Raw genomic sequence first — 14,105 nt, forward strand, 5'->3', positions numbered from 1 at the left:
TGTCAGCGGCAGGTGTTGGCACTGGTTTTACCAGTGCCGTGCAGGCCGCAGAGGAGGGGCGCGATCCATCTTAAAACATATGTCCAATAAGGATCAGCGTTTATGAGCAAGCGCATTTCGGCGAAGCACAAGATCGATCGCCGCATGGGCGAGAACATCTGGGGTCGCGCCAAGAGCCCGGTGAATCGTCGTGAGTACGGCCCCGGCCAGCACGGCCAGCGCCGCAAGGGCAAGCTGTCGGACTTCGGCGTCCAGCTGCGCGCCAAGCAGAAGCTGAAGGGCTACTACGGCTCCATCGGCGAGAAGCAGTTCCATGCCGTGTACGTCGAGGCTTCCCGCCTCAAGGGCGACACCGGCGCCAACCTGATCGGCCTGCTGGAGCGTCGTCTCGACGCGGTCGTGTACCGCGCCAAGTTCGTGCCCACCATCTTCGCGGCCCGTCAGTTCGTGAACCACGGCCACGTCAAGGTGAACGGTCGCCGCGTCAACATCGCGTCCTACCTGGTGAAGGTCGGTGACGTGATCGAGGTGAAGGAAGCCTCCAAGCAGATGACGCTGGTGCTCGAAGCCGTGCAGCTCGGCGAGCGCGACGTGCCGGACTACATCGAGACCGACCACAGCCGCATGACCGCCAAGTTCGTGCGCGTGCCGGAGCTCAATGAAGTGCCGTATCCGGTGCAGATGGAACCGAACCTGGTGGTCGAGTTCTATTCGCGCTGATCGCACGCTGCTTCAGTCTTCAAGGCCGCCCTTCGGGGCGGCCTTTTTGATTCCGGGCTCGGATGTGCGGCTTCAGAATTCCCAGTCCACCTGCTCGACACCGCGCCGACCCGCCAGATCTGCAACCAGCGCCGGGGGCGGGGCGCCGACGCCCGCCGAGTAGCGAAGATCGTAGCGCAATTCCCGCCGGCCACTGTCCGGCTCCAGCCGCATCGCCATTCGCCGGATGCGGAAGGGCGGATGGGCGAGCAGGCGGCGCAGCTCCTCTTCACTCGGCCCCTCACGCCCGAGAATCACCACGAGCCGAGCCTCCCGATCGTGTTGGATGTGGTGTTCCACCCGCTTGAGCAGCCATAGCGTGATGAATGCCAGTCCGAAGGCGCAGCCGCCGAGCAGATAGAGGCCGGCGCCGAAGCACAGCCCCATGACGGTGACGAACCAGAGCGTTGCGGCCGTGGTCACGCCGAGCACGAATCCGTCGTCGCGGCGCATGATGGCGCCGGCGCCGATGAAGCCCATGCCCGTGAGAATGCCGAGGGGCAGCCGCATCACGTCGAGCTGCACGAAGGAGCCGGGCTCCTTGCCGGTCTGCGACAGCAGCAGGTTGGCGCAGATCATGGAGAAGCAGGCGGCAAGGCACACCAGGATGGTGGTGCGCATGCCGGCGGCGCGCTCATGCAGTTCGCGGTCGAGGCCGATGATGAGGCTGGCGGCGAAGGCGCAGGTGAGTCGCAGGGCGATGTCCGCCCAGTCCGCGTGCAGTGGCATGATGGTCCTCGTCACCGCCCTCGGGTGGCGGCGGCTGCAGGATGCTTGGGCGGCGCGGTGGCGGTCAATGTACGGCAAACAAAAACGGCCGCGCCTTGGGCGCGACCGTTTTGCACTGGATTCGTAATGCTCTGGCGGCGATCACCAGTTCCAGAGCTGCACGCCGCCGGAGATCGGGCCGGGAATCGGCGGCGGGCCGTAATAGCGCGGCGGCTGGGGATAGAAGAGCACCGGGCCGGGCGCGGCATAGACCAGCGGCGCGGTCGGCGGGGCAATGATGATTTCAGGCGCCACCGGCACAGGCGGGGGCGCCTGCACGATGATCGCCTGCTGCTGCGGCTGCTGCACCACCACGGAAGGCTGCTGGCATCCCTGCGCGCAGGTCGGCGCCTTGACGCGTGGCGCATAGGCCGGCCGGTTGAAGTCGGCAGCCAGCGATGGACCTGCTCCAAGAACCAATGCGGCCAGGGCCACACCCCAAAGTGTCTTCATCACATCGCTCCGCGATCGCCGCGCCGAACCGGACCCGCCGACAGGATCCCCTGTCGCGGGCATTTGTTCCCGCGACAGCAAGACACATGAACGCTGCACGAAGCTTGCGTCACGTCGTTCAGGAGCCGGAGGCGATGTCCTTCATGGCCTGCGTGAGCATATCCGCCATGTTGCGGCGAATCTGGTGATCGGAAACTTCCGCGCCCTTGGCATCGAGATCCCCGCGAAGCTTGCGGAAGACATCTTCCTCGCCCTGCTCCTCGAGATCGGCGACGACAACGTCCTTGGCGTAAGCCTCAGCATCGGCGCCCGTCAGCCCCAGCTTCTCGGCCGCCCAGAGGCCCAGAACCTTGTTGCGGCGGGCCAAGGCGCGAAAGCGGAGCTGCTCGTCGTGCGCGAATTGCGCCTCAAAGCCATCCTCACGCTTGTCGAAGGTGGTCATGACAGCCCTCATGTTGACGTTTTCGTGACGTTTCACTTGATGCTACTGAGGAGCACCTTTTGGTCGCACCTTGAATATAGGTGTGGTTCCCCTAGATCAACGGCAGCGTTGCGGCCTGCGCCCGGCGCGCGCGTGGCATGCGTTGTAACGGGGCCGGTGATGGGCTAGTGTCCTGTGGGGTGTTCCTGTACTGCGAACATGGCACGGAAGCACCCCGCCGAGGAGCGTCACTCGAACGGAGCCTTGGCAAATTATGGACTTCCTCAACCCACGGTACACCCCAATGAGCCGTCGCCGTCGCATTTACGAAGGCAAGGCCAAGGTCCTCTATGAAGGTCCTGAGCCTGGCACCCTCATCCAGCATTTCAAGGATGACGCCACCGCTTTCAACGCCAAGAAGCACGATGTCATCGACGGCAAAGGTGTGCTGAACAACCGGATCTCGGAATACATCTTCCAGCGGTTGAACGAGATCGGCGTGCCGACTCACTTCATCCGCCGCCTCAACATGCGCGAGCAGTTGATCCGCGAAGTGGAGATCATTCCGCTCGAGATCGTGGTGCGCAATGTCGCCGCCGGATCGCTGGCCACCCGCCTCGGCATCGAGGAAGGCACCGCGCTCCCGCGTTCGATCATCGAATTCTATTACAAGAACGATGCCCTCAACGACCCGCTGGTCTCTGAGGAGCACGTGACCGCCTTCGGCTGGGCCACCACCCAGGAGATCGACGACATCATCGCCCTGGCCATCCGGGTGAATGATTTCCTCTCCGGCCTGTTCCTCGGCGTCGGCATCCGCCTGGTCGACTTCAAGATGGAGTGCGGCCGGCTGTGGGAAAACGACATGATGCGGATCGTGGTCGCTGACGAGATCAGCCCCGATTCCTGCCGTCTGTGGGACATCAAGTCCAACGACAAGCTGGACAAGGATCGTTTCCGTCGCGACATGGGCGGCCTCGTGGAGGCCTATTCCGAAGTTGCGCGCCGGCTCGGCATCCTGACCGACAACGAACCGAATCAGACCAAGGGCCCGGCCCTTGTGAAGTGAAGTGTGCGGTCCGGCGAGCCGTTTGGCTTGAGCCGTGCCGAGGCAGATGCTAGGGGCGGGGGCCGTGAGGCCCCCGCTTTCCGTTGAGCGGTGCCTTTTTGAGCTTTGCCGTGTGCGTGCCCGGTGCCGGGCGCCATCCGGTCCTGACGATCTGCGGTCCTGAAGGCTTAAGGCGGCATGGTGCCCGCCGGCCCGATCAGCCCGCGAGTGTGAGTGAGCCTCCCCATGAAAGCGCGCGTCATCGTCACGCTGAAATCCGCCGTCCTCGATCCGCAGGGCAAGGCCATCGAGGGCGCCCTGCGTTCGCTGGGCGTTGCCGGTGTGCAGAGTGTCCGGCAGGGCAAGGTGTTCGACGTCGAACTGGCCGGCAACGACAAGGCCGCGGCCGAAGGCGCGCTCAAGGAAGCGTGCGACAAGCTGCTGGCCAACACTGTGATCGAGACCTACCGGGTCGAGTTCGCCGAGTGATAGGATGGGGTCGTCTCAGAACGACCCGGACGGGCGCATGGCGTCCCCCTGGATGATTTCCATGGGGATGGGTGCAGGGCAGCGTTGCACGCCGGCCCCTGTTCCACGCGAACCGCCTGTGCCATGCACCCGTCTCTCTTTTGATGTCGCGTCACCCCTGCAACGCTCGCGGGTTGGCCTGGAGACCGGAAACGGACACCTCGCCGAGACCCGCGCGGATACCCGCTGAGAGCCCATGAAAGCAGCCGTCCTCCTCTTCCCCGGCTCCAACCGCGAAGGCGATGTCGCCCGTGCGCTGCGCCTCGTCTCCGGCCAGGAGCCCAAGGTCGTCTGGCACGCCGATACGGAACTGCCGCAGGGGACCGACCTCGTCGTGCTGCCCGGCGGCTTCTCCTATGGCGACTATCTGCGCTGCGGCGCCATCGCCGCCCGCGCCAACATCATGGATGCGGTGCGCGCCCATGCGGCCCGCGGCGGCATGGTGCTGGGCATCTGCAACGGCTTCCAGATCCTGTGCGAGGCGGGCCTGCTGCCGGGCGTGCTGGTGCGCAACGCCAAGCTGCGCTTCGTCTGCCGCGAGGTGTTCCTCCGCGTGGAGCGCGCCGACACGGCCTTCACCAAGTCCTATCGCAAGGGCGACCTGCTGCGCATTCCGGTGGCCCATGGCGAGGGTAACTACACAGCCGATCCGGCCACCATCCAGGTGCTGGAAGGCGAGGGCCGGGTGGCGTTCCGCTATGCCCGCGCCGATGGCCATATCGACGAGACCGACGGCCCGAACGGCGCCATCAACGGCATCGCCGGCATCTATTCCGAAAAGCTGAACGTGCTCGGCATGATGCCGCATCCGGAAAACCATGTGGACCCGGTCGTGGGCACCGTGGACGGACGCGGCCTGTTCGAGAGCATCGTCGGCGCCCTGAAGGCTGCGTGAAGCCGCCGCGCTGATACGCGCACGGCATCATCCCTTGGATTTGATTTGGATCGGACGGACCTGAACGTGATCCCGAACACCCCCAGCATCACCCCGGAACTCGTCGCTGAGCACGGCCTGAAGCCGGATGAATACCAGCGCTTCGTGGAGCTGATCGGGCGCGAGCCGACCATCACGGAGCTCGGCATCGTCTCGGCCATGTGGAACGAGCACTGCTCCTACAAGTCCTCCAAGGTGTGGCTGCGCACCCTGCCCACCAAGGGCGAGCGCGTCATCCAGGGGCCGGGCGAGAATGCCGGCGTGGTGGACATCGGCGACGGCCAGGCCGTCGTGTTCAAGATGGAGAGCCACAACCACCCGTCCTTCATCGAGCCCTATCAGGGCGCGGGCACGGGCGTGGGCGGCATCTTGCGCGACGTCTTCACCATGGGCGCGCGTCCCGTGGCGGCGCTGAACGCGCTGCGCTTCGGCGACCCCCATCATCCGCGTACCCGCCGCCTGCTGGCGGGCGTGGTGGCCGGCATCGGCGGCTACGGCAATTCCTTCGGCGTGCCCACCGTGGGCGGCTCCGTCGGTTTCCACGAGCGCTACAACGGCAACATCCTCGTCAACGCCATGGCCGTCGGCCTCGCCAAGACGGATGAGATCTTCTACGCGGCGGCGGCCGGCGTCGGCCGCTCCATCGTCTATCTCGGCTCCAAGACCGGCCGCGACGGCATCCACGGTGCCACCATGGCGTCCGCCGAGTTCGGCGCGGATGCGGAAGAGAAGCGCCCCACCGTGCAGGTCGGCGACCCCTTCGCCGAGAAGCTGCTGCTGGAAGCCTGCCTCGAGATCATGCAGGCCGGCTGCGTGGTCGCCATCCAGGACATGGGCGCGGCAGGCCTCACCTGCTCGGCGGTGGAGATGGGCGCCAAGGGCGACCTCGGCGTGGAGCTGGACCTCAATGCCGTGCCCTGCCGCGAAACCGGCATGTCGGCCTATGAGATGATGCTGTCCGAGAGCCAGGAGCGCATGCTCATGGTGATCGCCGACGGCAAGGAAGAGCAGGCGGAAGCCATCTTCCGCAAGTGGGGCCTGGACTTCGCCGTCATCGGCAAGACCACGGACACGCTGCGCTTCGTCGTCAAGCACAACGGCGAAGTGATGGCCGATCTGCCCATCAAGGAACTGGGCGACGAGGCTCCCGAATACTATCGCCCCTTCACCGAGACCGCGCCGCGCCCCGTGCTCGGCCCGTCCGACGTGACCCATGCGGTGTCGGTGGCCGATGCGCTGGAACAGCTGATCGCCTCGCCGGACCTGTGCTCCAAGCGCTGGGTCTGGGAGCAGTATGACCATCTGATCCTCGGCAACACCGTGCAGCGCCCGGGCGGCGATGCGGCCGTGGTGCGCGTGGGCGAAGGCCCCAAGGCGCTCGCCATGACCTCCGATGTGACGCCGCGCTATTGCGAGGCCGATCCGTTCGAGGGTGGCAAGCAGGCCGTGGCCGAGGCATGGCGCAATCTCACCGCTGTCGGTGCGACGCCCATCGCCGTCACTGACAACCTGAACTTCGGCAATCCCGAGAAGCCGGAGATCATGGGGCAGGTCGTGGGCTGCGTGAAGGGTATCGGCGCGGCCTGCGAGGCCCTCGACTTCCCGGTCGTGTCCGGCAACGTCAGCCTCTACAACGAGACCAACGGTCAGGGCATCCTGCCGACCCCGACCATCGGCGGCGTCGGCCTGATCGACGACCTCGAGCAGAGCATGTCGCTGGCCTTCAAGGCGGCCGGCGAAGCCATCTTCGTCGTCGGCAAGACCGAAGGCTGGCTCGGCTCTTCCGCTTATCTCTCGACCGTCTGCGACCGCGAGGACGGCGCCCCGCCGCCGGTGGATCTGGTGGCCGAGAAGCGCAACGGCGACTTCGTGCGCGCCCTCATCAAGGACGGCTTCGTGACCGCCGCCCATGACATCTCCGACGGCGGCCTGCTGGTGGCCATCGCCGAGATGGCCATGGCCGGGCGCATCGGCGCCTCCGTGGATGGCGTCCCGGCGGGCCTTCCCGCCCATGCCTTCTGGTTCGGCGAAGATCAGGCCCGCTATGTGGTGACGATCCCCGGCGGCCAGTATGCGGAGATGATCCGCCGCGCCGAGGCGGCGGGCGTGCCCGTCACCAAGCTGGGCAAGACCGGCGGCGACAAGCTGACCTTCGGTGCCGAGCGGCCGGTGTCTGTGGATGCGCTGCGCGATCGTCACGAGAGCTGGCTGCCCATCTATATGGGCGCGAACTGAAGCTTCACGGGGAGTTACGACCATGGCCATGGACGCGGGCGAGATCGAACGCCTCATCAAGACGGCCTTCCCCGATGCGGAGGTCTCCATTCAGGATCTGGCGGGCGACGGCGACCACTACGCCGCCACCGTCGTTTCGGAGGCTTTCCGGGGCAAGACCCGGGTGGCGCAGCACCAGATGGTCTATGCGGCCCTTCAGGGCAACATGGGCGGCGTGCTGCACGCTCTGGCGCTGAAGACCTCGGCACCGGCCTGAGGCGAGCGCAGGCTTCCACGACCTTCAGGTTGCGGCATCTTGCGCTTTCGCCCGTCTGCCCCGATGTTGGGGGCAGGCAACCGGCGCGCCTGCCGGCCACTCAATTCTGGACGGAAAACCGATGAGCATTCGCGATTTCATCGACAACGAGGTCAAGAGCAACGACGTTGTCGTGTTCATGAAGGGCACCCCCCAGTTTCCGCAGTGCGGCTTCTCGGGGCAGGTGGTCCAGATCCTCGATCACCTCGGCGTGTCCTACAAGGGCGTGAACGTGCTGTCCTCGGACGAGCTGCGTCAGGGCATCAAGGACTACGCCAACTGGCCGACCATCCCGCAGATCTACGTCAAGGGCGAGTTCCTCGGCGGCTGCGACATCGTGCGCGAGATGTTCCAGGCGGGTGAGCTGATCCCGCTGTTCGAGGAAAAGGGCATCGCCCTGCACGACCGCGCCATCGGCTGATCGGTCGTCGTTTCGGATTTTGGGAAATGCCCGGCTTCGACCGGGCATTTTTCGTTTCGGGACAGCAACTAAGAGCCAGATTCTCATCCTCAGGCAGGCCATTCCTGCCGGCCGTGGAGGACGCGGAGGATTGTCACCGCCGCAGGGCTTTCCGCATAGATCACCACATAGCTTCCGCACACCATCTCTCGGGTGCCTTCAACGCGCCCCGGCCGGTAAAGGCGTGGATATTCCGGCAGGCGGGCGGCCTTCTCGCGGATCTCGTCGAGAACCCGTTGTGCGGCGTCCGGATTGTCCTCGGCGATGTAGGAGACGATGTGGAGCAGATCGGCGCGGGCTGCTTCGCGCCACTCAAGAACGCGCATGGCGCTTCGCGGCGATTACCGCCTGCGCCTCGTCCATGACCCCCTGATGGGAGGCTGTGGGACGGGTGTCTTCCAGAGCTTCCTTCACCTTGGCGCGAAACCACGCATCATAGGCGTCCGGATCGGACGTGAGCCCCACGGGAAGCCCGCCCTCGCGGACCACTGACGTAAGCAGAATGCGCACCGCATCCGAGACCGTCAGCCCGAACTTGGCGAGGGTTGCGGCAGCGTCTTCCTTCAGCGCGTCATCCACGCGTACATGAAGCATCGAAGTTTGGGGCATGAGCGCCTCCCTTTGCAGAGAACAATTTGTCTCTCATTTGAGATACGCGCAACACATCCGTCAGCCCCAAACGAAAATGCCCGGCCGAAGCCGGGCATTCGCGTCTCTCCAATCCGGAGCAAAAGCCTCAGGCGCGGCCGAAGACGCGGCGGAAGATGGTGTCGGCGTGCTTGAAGTGATAACCGAGGTCGAACTTCTCGTTGATGTCGTCCTCGGAGAGGAACTTGCGGACCTCGGCGTCTTCCAGAAGGAAGGTGCGGAAGTCGCCTTCGCCGCGCCACACCCGCATGGCGTTGCGCTGTACGAGGCGGTAGCTGTCCTCGCGGCTGGCGCCCTTCTGGGTCAGGGCCAGCAGGACGCGCTGCGAGTGGATCAGGCCACCCAGCTTGTCCATGTTCTTCTGCATGTTGTCCGAATGGACCACCAGCTTGTCCATCACACCGGCGAGGCGGGCGAGGGCGAAGTCCAGCGTCACGGTGGAGTCGGGGCCGATCATGCGCTCCACGGACGAGTGGGAGATGTCCCGCTCGTGCCAAAGGGCCACGTTCTCCAGCGCCGGGGTCACATAGCCGCGAACCATGCGGGCAAGGCCCGTGAGGTTCTCTGTGAGCACCGGATTGCGCTTGTGCGGCATGGCCGAGGAGCCCTTCTGGGCCTCGGAGAAATACTCTTCCGCTTCCAGCACCTCGGTGCGCTGCAGATGGCGCACTTCGGTGGCGAGGCGCTCCACGCAGGAGGCGACCACGCCGAGAGTGGCGAAGAACATGGCGTGGCGGTCACGCGGGATCACCTGCGTGGAGACGGTCTCCGGGGTGAGGCCCATCTTCTCGGCCACATATTCCTCAACCCGCGGGTCGATGTGGGCGAAGGTGCCGACCGCGCCCGAAATGGCGCAGGTGGCGATCTCTGCGCGGGCGTCCACGAGGCGCGAGCGGCAGCGCTGGAATTCGGCATAAGCGATGGCGAGCTTGATGCCGAAGGTGGTGGGCTCGGCATGGATGCCGTGCGAGCGGCCGACCGTGGGGGTCAGCTTGTGCTCGAAAGCGCGACGCTCCAGCACCGCCAGCAGGTGGTCCACATCGGCGATCAGCAGGTCGGCGGCGCGCACGAGCTGCACGGCGAGGCAGGTATCCAGCACGTCCGAGGAGGTCATGCCCTGATGGACGAAGCGCGCCTCGGGACCGACGATCTCGGAGAGATGGGTCAGGAAGGCGATGACGTCGTGCTTCACTTCCCGCTCGATGGCGTCGATGCGCTCGACGTCGAACTTGGCGTCGCGGCCCTTGGCCCAGATCACCTCGGCGGCTTCCTTCGGCACGATGCCGAGTTCGGCCATGATGCTGGCCGCATGAGCCTCGATCTCGAACCAGATCTTGAAGCGGGTTTCGGGGGACCAGATGTCGGCCATCTGGGGCCGGCTGTAGCGGGGGATCATCGCTGTGCTCGCGCGCCTCTCGTTAAAGCGGGCGCTCTACCAGATCGGCGCCTTCGAGGATAGGCGCATCGCGGCACGCATGCCTTGCGCGCCGCACATGCCGGCACTCAGGCCGCCGCCCGCCGGTGGATGCGCCGGGCCAGCGGACGCACCAGATAGGGCAGGAAATAGATGGGAAACTGCGACAGGCCTACATAGAGCCAGGTATCGCCGGGAATGCTGCCGGCTGCGACCACCAGCAGCATCATGTTCCGCATGGAGGCGGAAAAGCCGACCATCAGGGCTTCGGCCTCTCCGGTAATGAGGCGGAACACCAGCATGCTGGCGAGCATGGCGCCCGCCGAGACGCCGAAGGCCAGTGCCGAAATGCCCAGCATGCGCACAGGCTCGGCGATGAACTTTGCCGTGATGCCGTCCATGAAGCCGAAGGCCATGACCATCAGCAGGATGACGTTGACCCCATCCATGGAATGACGCCAGCGCGTGATGCGGGCCGGGCTGATCGCCCGCCGCAACAGCAGACCTGTGGCAGCCGTGGCGAGGATGATGCCGCCGATCCGCAAGGCGAGGCTCCAGGGGTCCAGCTCCAGCGCCGCGCCGCTCAGGGCATGCACGATCACCGGCGCGCTGAAGGGCGTCACCAGCATGCAGGCCATCATGATCAGCAGGCAGAAACCGGGCTCGAACCCCAACAGGATGGCGAAGGCCGCTCCGGACATGATGGGTGGTGCCGAGGTCTGGAGCACCAGTGCCAGCATGATATCGGGATTGAGGCCGGGAAAGAGAAAGAGCGTGGCGAGCCCCAGCACGAGCGGGCAGATTCCCATGACCCAGACCAGCGCCGCCAGCACCGCGCCGAGGTGTTTCCCGCCCCGCAGCCGGGAGAGGTCCATGCGCAGGAAGGACATGATCAGCATCGCGTATACCAACAGCATCATGAGCGGCTTGGCCGCTGCTGCCAGAGGCGGCAAGGCGAGGCCGATGAAGATGCTGAAGGCGACAAGCGGCGTGCCGTGGCGCCCGAGACTGGCCAGAAGCCGCAAAATGATGTTCGGGGGCACGGTCGCGGCTGGGGCTGGGACGGACATGGGACAGAGCTTCAGGGACTCAAGGGCAAGGCAATTGTTGGCCTACCAAATGGACGCCATGCCCCTTGGCGGCAACGCCGGCTCACGCATGACCGTGGCCCGGCCCATGTGCAGGGCGCTGATGTGCGGCGCAACAGAGCGGGGACCTCGGTAAAGCCTGTGCTGGCATAAGCGCGCCGGTCGGGATAAGACGCGCGGAAGGATCCCGCACTGCCGCCTTTCGCTGGGCGGCCGCGGGGCTTACCCTGACCGACCCATTGTCCGGCGCGCGGCGTCCGAGTGAGGTTCCTTTGCGTTACGTCTCTACCCGGGGCGAGGCCCCGTCGCTGTCCTTCGCTGATGCGCTCCTCGCCGGCCTCGCCCGCGATGGCGGCCTCTATGTGCCGGAAAGCTGGCCGACCCTGTCGGCCGATGAGATTGCGAACCTTGCCGGCAAATCCTATGCGGATGTGGCCCGTGCGGTGATCACCCCCTTCGTCGGCGATGCGCTGCCCAAGGCCGCCCTCGACACCATGATCGACGACGCCTATCGCGCCTTCCGCCATCCGGCGACGACGCCTGTGACGCAGCTCGGCCCGAACCGGTTCCTGCTTGAGCTGTTCCACGGCCCGACGCTGGCGTTCAAAGACGTGGCGATGCAGTTGCTGGCGCGGCTGATGGACCATGTGCTGTCGGCCCGCAATGGCCGCGCCACCATCGTCGGCGCCACTTCGGGCGATACCGGCAGCGCGGCCATCGAGGCGTTCCGGCACACGGATGCGGTGGATGTGTTCATCCTTTATCCGCATGGCCGCGTGTCCGAGGTGCAGCGTCGCCAGATGACCACGGTGGGCGGCGCCAATGTGCATGCCATCGCGGTGGAAGGCACGTTCGACGACTGCCAGGCCCATGTGAAGGCCATGTTCAACCATGGCGCCTTCCGCGACCGGCTGGCGCTGGCGGGCGTGAACTCCATCAACTGGGCCCGCATCGTCGCCCAGGTGGTCTATTATTTCTATGCCGCCGTGGCGCTCGGCGCGCCGCACCGCGAGGTCTCCTTCGTGGTGCCCACGGGCAATTTCGGCGACATCTTCGCCGGTTGGGTGGCCAAGAAGATGGGCCTGCCCATCCGCGACCTGACCATCGCGACCAACGTCAACGACATCCTCGCCCGCACGCTCGAGACGGGGCGCTATGAGGTGAAGGGCGTGCAGCCTTCGTCCTCGCCGTCCATGGACATTCAGGTCTCCTCCAATTTCGAGCGCCTGCTGTTCGAGGCGGTGAACCGCGATGCGGCGACCGTGCGCCAGCTCATGGGCTCGCTGAGCCAGTCCGGCTCCTTCACGCTGCCGCACGAGGCCCTGGCTGCCATCGCCGGTGAGTTCTCTGCCGGCAAGGCCGATGAGCCGGAAACCGCCGCCACCATCGCCCGCCTTTATCGGGAGAGCGGCTATATCGCCGATCCTCACACCGCCGTGGCGCTGGCGGTGGCCGAGAAGGTGGAGCACGCTCGCAAGGTGCCGCAGGTGGTGCTCTCCACCGCCCATCCGGCCAAGTTCCCCGACGCCGTGGAGGCCGCCACCGGCAAGCGCCCGCCGTTGCCGGCCCATATGGCGGACCTGTTCGGCCGCAAGGAGCGCGTGAGCGTGCTGCCCAATGACCTGAAGGCCATCGAGGACTTCATCTCTGCCCGCGCCCGCGTGGTTTCGGGAGCAGCAGCATGAGCGCGAATGCCATCGGCAGCGGCGTGAAGCGCACCACTCTGGACAACGGCATCACCGTCATCTCCGACACCATGCCGCATCTCGGCACAGTGTCGCTGGGCATCTGGGTGGGCGCCGGTGCCCGCGACGAGGGCGAGAACGAGCACGGCATCTCGCATCTGCTGGAGCACATGGCCTTCAAGGGCACCCGCCGTCGCTCGGCCCGGCGCATCGCCGAGGAAATCGAGCAGGTGGGCGGCGACATCAATGCCGCCACCTCGGTGGAGCAGACCTCCTACAATGTGCGCGTGCTGGGCGAGGATCTCGGGCTCGGCATCGACATCCTGTCCGACATCCTGACCGAGCCGGCCTTCGCGCCCGAGGAACTGGCGCGCGAGAAGAATGTGATCGTGCAGGAGATCGGCGCGGTCATGGACACGCCGGACGACCTCGTGTTCGACCTGTTCCAGGAGCGCGCCTTCCCCGGACAGGCGATGGGTCGTTCCATCCTCGGCACGCCGGAGACGGTGCGCAGTTTCGATCCCGCCAATCTCGGCGCCTATCTGGGGCGCACCTATCGCGGCCCACGCATGGTGGTGTCCGCCGCCGGTGCGGTGGACCACGAGCGACTGGTGGCGGAAGCGTCTTCGCGCCTGCGCGCCATCGGCGCAGAGCCCAAGCCGGAGGCACCGGCCGCCACCTATGGCGGGGGCACGATCCTGACCCCGCGCGATCTGGAGCAGGTGCATATCGTGCTGGGGCTGGAAGGCCGTTCCTTCAAGCATCCGCAGTATCACGCGCTTCAGGTCCTCTCGAACATTCTCGGCGGAGGCATGTCGTCCCGCCTGTTCCAGGAAGTGCGGGAAGAGCGCGGGCTCTGCTATTCCATCTATTCCTTCCACTGGTCCTATGTGGATACGGGTCTGTTCGCCATCTATGCCGGCACCGACATGGGCGACGTGGGCGAACTCACCAACGTCGTTATCGACCAGTTGGAAGCCGCGGGCGAAACCATCACCGAAACCGAACTGAACCGGGCCAAGGCGCAGATGAAGGTGGGGCTGATGGCCGCGCTGGAAAGCTCCGGCGCGCGGGCGGACCAGCTCGCCCGGCAGATCCTCGCGTTCAACCGGGTGATTCCGGTGGACGAGATCGTCGCCAAGGTGGAGGCAGTGACCGTGGAGGACGTGCGGCAGGCCGCGCGTGACCTCGTGGCGGGCGGGCGGCCGACGCTTTCGGCCATCGGTCCGGGCACGGGGCTCGATCCCGCCGCCCGTGCCGTGGAGCGCCTGATCCGGGCCTGAATCTGGAACCACCGCCAACCATTTGAGGTGCGTGCAGTTTCGGCTCTACATTAAGCGGGCGCCGCGCGGGATATGAGCGCGGGTTC

General features: G+C 65.9%; 16 protein-coding genes. 9 read left to right on the top strand and 7 right to left on the bottom strand.

Annotated elements, in window-relative coordinates:
- Positions 1-102 precede the first annotated feature (102 nt).
- Positions 103-720 (top strand): 30S ribosomal protein S4, encoded by a 618-nt coding sequence (gene rpsD / locus IEW24_RS09590; protein ID WP_188577870.1) that lies wholly within the window; start codon positions 103-105, stop codon positions 718-720.
- 72 nt (positions 721-792) lie between these two features.
- Here the strand turns inward: rpsD and IEW24_RS09595 are convergent, their stop codons facing one another.
- From IEW24_RS09595 to IEW24_RS09605, 3 genes are all read right to left on the bottom strand, one after another.
- Entirely contained in the window at positions 793-1,488 is a 696-nt protein-coding gene (locus IEW24_RS09595) for an MgtC/SapB family protein (RefSeq protein WP_188577873.1), read from the bottom strand.
- Between the two features lie 141 nt (positions 1,489-1,629).
- The gene (locus IEW24_RS09600; RefSeq protein WP_188577875.1) at positions 1,630-1,980 is read right to left on the bottom strand and encodes a hypothetical protein; all 351 of its coding nucleotides are present in this window, start codon (positions 1,978-1,980) and stop codon (positions 1,630-1,632) included.
- Between the two features lie 118 nt (positions 1,981-2,098).
- A complete protein-coding gene (locus IEW24_RS09605; protein ID WP_188577877.1) occupies positions 2,099-2,422 on the bottom strand; it encodes a DUF1476 domain-containing protein in 324 nt (107 codons plus the stop codon).
- A 253-nt stretch (positions 2,423-2,675) separates the two neighbouring features.
- Here IEW24_RS09605 and purC point away from each other — a divergent pair, with 253 nt between their 5' ends.
- The 6 genes from purC (at position 2,676) to grxD (ending at position 7,862) form a co-directional block, all read left to right on the top strand.
- A complete protein-coding gene (gene purC / locus IEW24_RS09610) occupies positions 2,676-3,470 on the top strand; it encodes a phosphoribosylaminoimidazolesuccinocarboxamide synthase (protein ID WP_188577880.1) in 795 nt (264 codons plus the stop codon).
- Positions 3,471-3,695: 225 nt separating this feature from the next.
- A complete protein-coding gene (gene purS / locus IEW24_RS09615) occupies positions 3,696-3,938 on the top strand; it encodes a phosphoribosylformylglycinamidine synthase subunit PurS (RefSeq protein ID WP_188577882.1) in 243 nt (80 codons plus the stop codon).
- A 235-nt stretch (positions 3,939-4,173) separates the two neighbouring features.
- On the top strand, positions 4,174-4,872 hold the full coding sequence (gene purQ / locus IEW24_RS09620; protein WP_188577884.1) for a phosphoribosylformylglycinamidine synthase subunit PurQ: 699 nt from the start codon (positions 4,174-4,176) through the stop codon (positions 4,870-4,872).
- 66 nt (positions 4,873-4,938) lie between these two features.
- Positions 4,939-7,146 carry a phosphoribosylformylglycinamidine synthase subunit PurL gene (gene purL, locus IEW24_RS09625; protein WP_188578797.1) on the top strand — a complete coding sequence of 736 codons (2,208 nt, stop codon included), beginning with the start codon at positions 4,939-4,941 and terminating at the stop codon, positions 7,144-7,146.
- Between the two features lie 22 nt (positions 7,147-7,168).
- Positions 7,169-7,402 (top strand): BolA family protein, encoded by a 234-nt coding sequence (locus IEW24_RS09630; protein ID WP_188577886.1) that lies wholly within the window; start codon positions 7,169-7,171, stop codon positions 7,400-7,402.
- A 121-nt stretch (positions 7,403-7,523) separates the two neighbouring features.
- A complete protein-coding gene (grxD, locus tag IEW24_RS09635; protein ID WP_188577887.1) occupies positions 7,524-7,862 on the top strand; it encodes a Grx4 family monothiol glutaredoxin in 339 nt (112 codons plus the stop codon).
- Positions 7,863-7,951: 89 nt separating this feature from the next.
- Here the strand turns inward: grxD and IEW24_RS09640 are convergent, their stop codons facing one another.
- The 4 genes from IEW24_RS09640 to IEW24_RS09655 form a co-directional block, all read right to left on the bottom strand.
- Positions 7,952-8,227, bottom strand: a complete 276-nt coding sequence (locus IEW24_RS09640) for a type II toxin-antitoxin system RelE/ParE family toxin (protein ID WP_188577889.1) — start codon at positions 8,225-8,227, stop codon at positions 7,952-7,954.
- A complete protein-coding gene (locus tag IEW24_RS09645) occupies positions 8,214-8,510 on the bottom strand; it encodes a type II toxin-antitoxin system RelB/DinJ family antitoxin (RefSeq protein WP_188577892.1) in 297 nt (98 codons plus the stop codon). Before IEW24_RS09645 ends, IEW24_RS09640 begins: the two co-directional genes overlap by 14 nt.
- 127 nt (positions 8,511-8,637) lie before the next feature.
- Positions 8,638-9,945 (bottom strand): adenylosuccinate lyase, encoded by a 1,308-nt coding sequence (gene purB / locus IEW24_RS09650; RefSeq protein WP_188577894.1) that lies wholly within the window; start codon positions 9,943-9,945, stop codon positions 8,638-8,640.
- A gap of 107 nt (positions 9,946-10,052) precedes the next feature.
- Entirely contained in the window at positions 10,053-11,033 is a 981-nt protein-coding gene (locus tag IEW24_RS09655; protein ID WP_188577896.1) for a hypothetical protein, read from the bottom strand.
- A 290-nt stretch (positions 11,034-11,323) separates the two neighbouring features.
- On the opposite strand from IEW24_RS09655, the gene thrC reads away from it, so the two are divergent.
- Both thrC and IEW24_RS09665 read left to right on the top strand, forming a co-directional pair.
- On the top strand, positions 11,324-12,736 hold the full coding sequence (gene thrC / locus IEW24_RS09660) for a threonine synthase (protein WP_188577898.1): 1,413 nt from the start codon (positions 11,324-11,326) through the stop codon (positions 12,734-12,736).
- Entirely contained in the window at positions 12,733-14,019 is a 1,287-nt protein-coding gene (locus IEW24_RS09665; protein WP_188577900.1) for a M16 family metallopeptidase, read from the top strand. Before thrC ends, IEW24_RS09665 begins: the two co-directional genes overlap by 4 nt.
- The last annotated feature ends 86 nt before the right edge of the window (positions 14,020-14,105 follow it).

Source organism: Azorhizobium oxalatiphilum, assembly GCF_014635325.1.
GTDB classification, from domain to species: Bacteria; Pseudomonadota; Alphaproteobacteria; order Rhizobiales; family Xanthobacteraceae; genus Azorhizobium; species Azorhizobium oxalatiphilum.

Coding starts and splice junctions, on each gene's coding strand:
- rpsD (WP_188577870.1), top strand. CDS start 103: ATGAGCAAGCGCATTTCGGCGAAGCACAAGATCGATCGCCGCATGGGC.
- IEW24_RS09595 (WP_188577873.1), bottom strand. CDS start 1,488: ATGCCACTGCACGCGGACTGGGCGGACATCGCCCTGCGACTCACCTGC.
- IEW24_RS09600 (WP_188577875.1), bottom strand. CDS start 1,980: ATGAAGACACTTTGGGGTGTGGCCCTGGCCGCATTGGTTCTTGGAGCA.
- IEW24_RS09605 (WP_188577877.1), bottom strand. CDS start 2,422: ATGACCACCTTCGACAAGCGTGAGGATGGCTTTGAGGCGCAATTCGCG.
- purC (WP_188577880.1), top strand. CDS start 2,676: ATGGACTTCCTCAACCCACGGTACACCCCAATGAGCCGTCGCCGTCGC.
- purS (WP_188577882.1), top strand. CDS start 3,696: ATGAAAGCGCGCGTCATCGTCACGCTGAAATCCGCCGTCCTCGATCCG.
- purQ (WP_188577884.1), top strand. CDS start 4,174: ATGAAAGCAGCCGTCCTCCTCTTCCCCGGCTCCAACCGCGAAGGCGAT.
- IEW24_RS09630 (WP_188577886.1), top strand. CDS start 7,169: ATGGCCATGGACGCGGGCGAGATCGAACGCCTCATCAAGACGGCCTTC.
- grxD (WP_188577887.1), top strand. CDS start 7,524: ATGAGCATTCGCGATTTCATCGACAACGAGGTCAAGAGCAACGACGTT.
- IEW24_RS09640 (WP_188577889.1), bottom strand. CDS start 8,227: ATGCGCGTTCTTGAGTGGCGCGAAGCAGCCCGCGCCGATCTGCTCCAC.
- IEW24_RS09645 (WP_188577892.1), bottom strand. CDS start 8,510: ATGCCCCAAACTTCGATGCTTCATGTACGCGTGGATGACGCGCTGAAG.
- purB (WP_188577894.1), bottom strand. CDS start 9,945: ATGATCCCCCGCTACAGCCGGCCCCAGATGGCCGACATCTGGTCCCCC.
- IEW24_RS09655 (WP_188577896.1), bottom strand. CDS start 11,033: ATGTCCGTCCCAGCCCCAGCCGCGACCGTGCCCCCGAACATCATTTTG.
- IEW24_RS09665 (WP_188577900.1), top strand. CDS start 12,733: ATGAGCGCGAATGCCATCGGCAGCGGCGTGAAGCGCACCACTCTGGAC.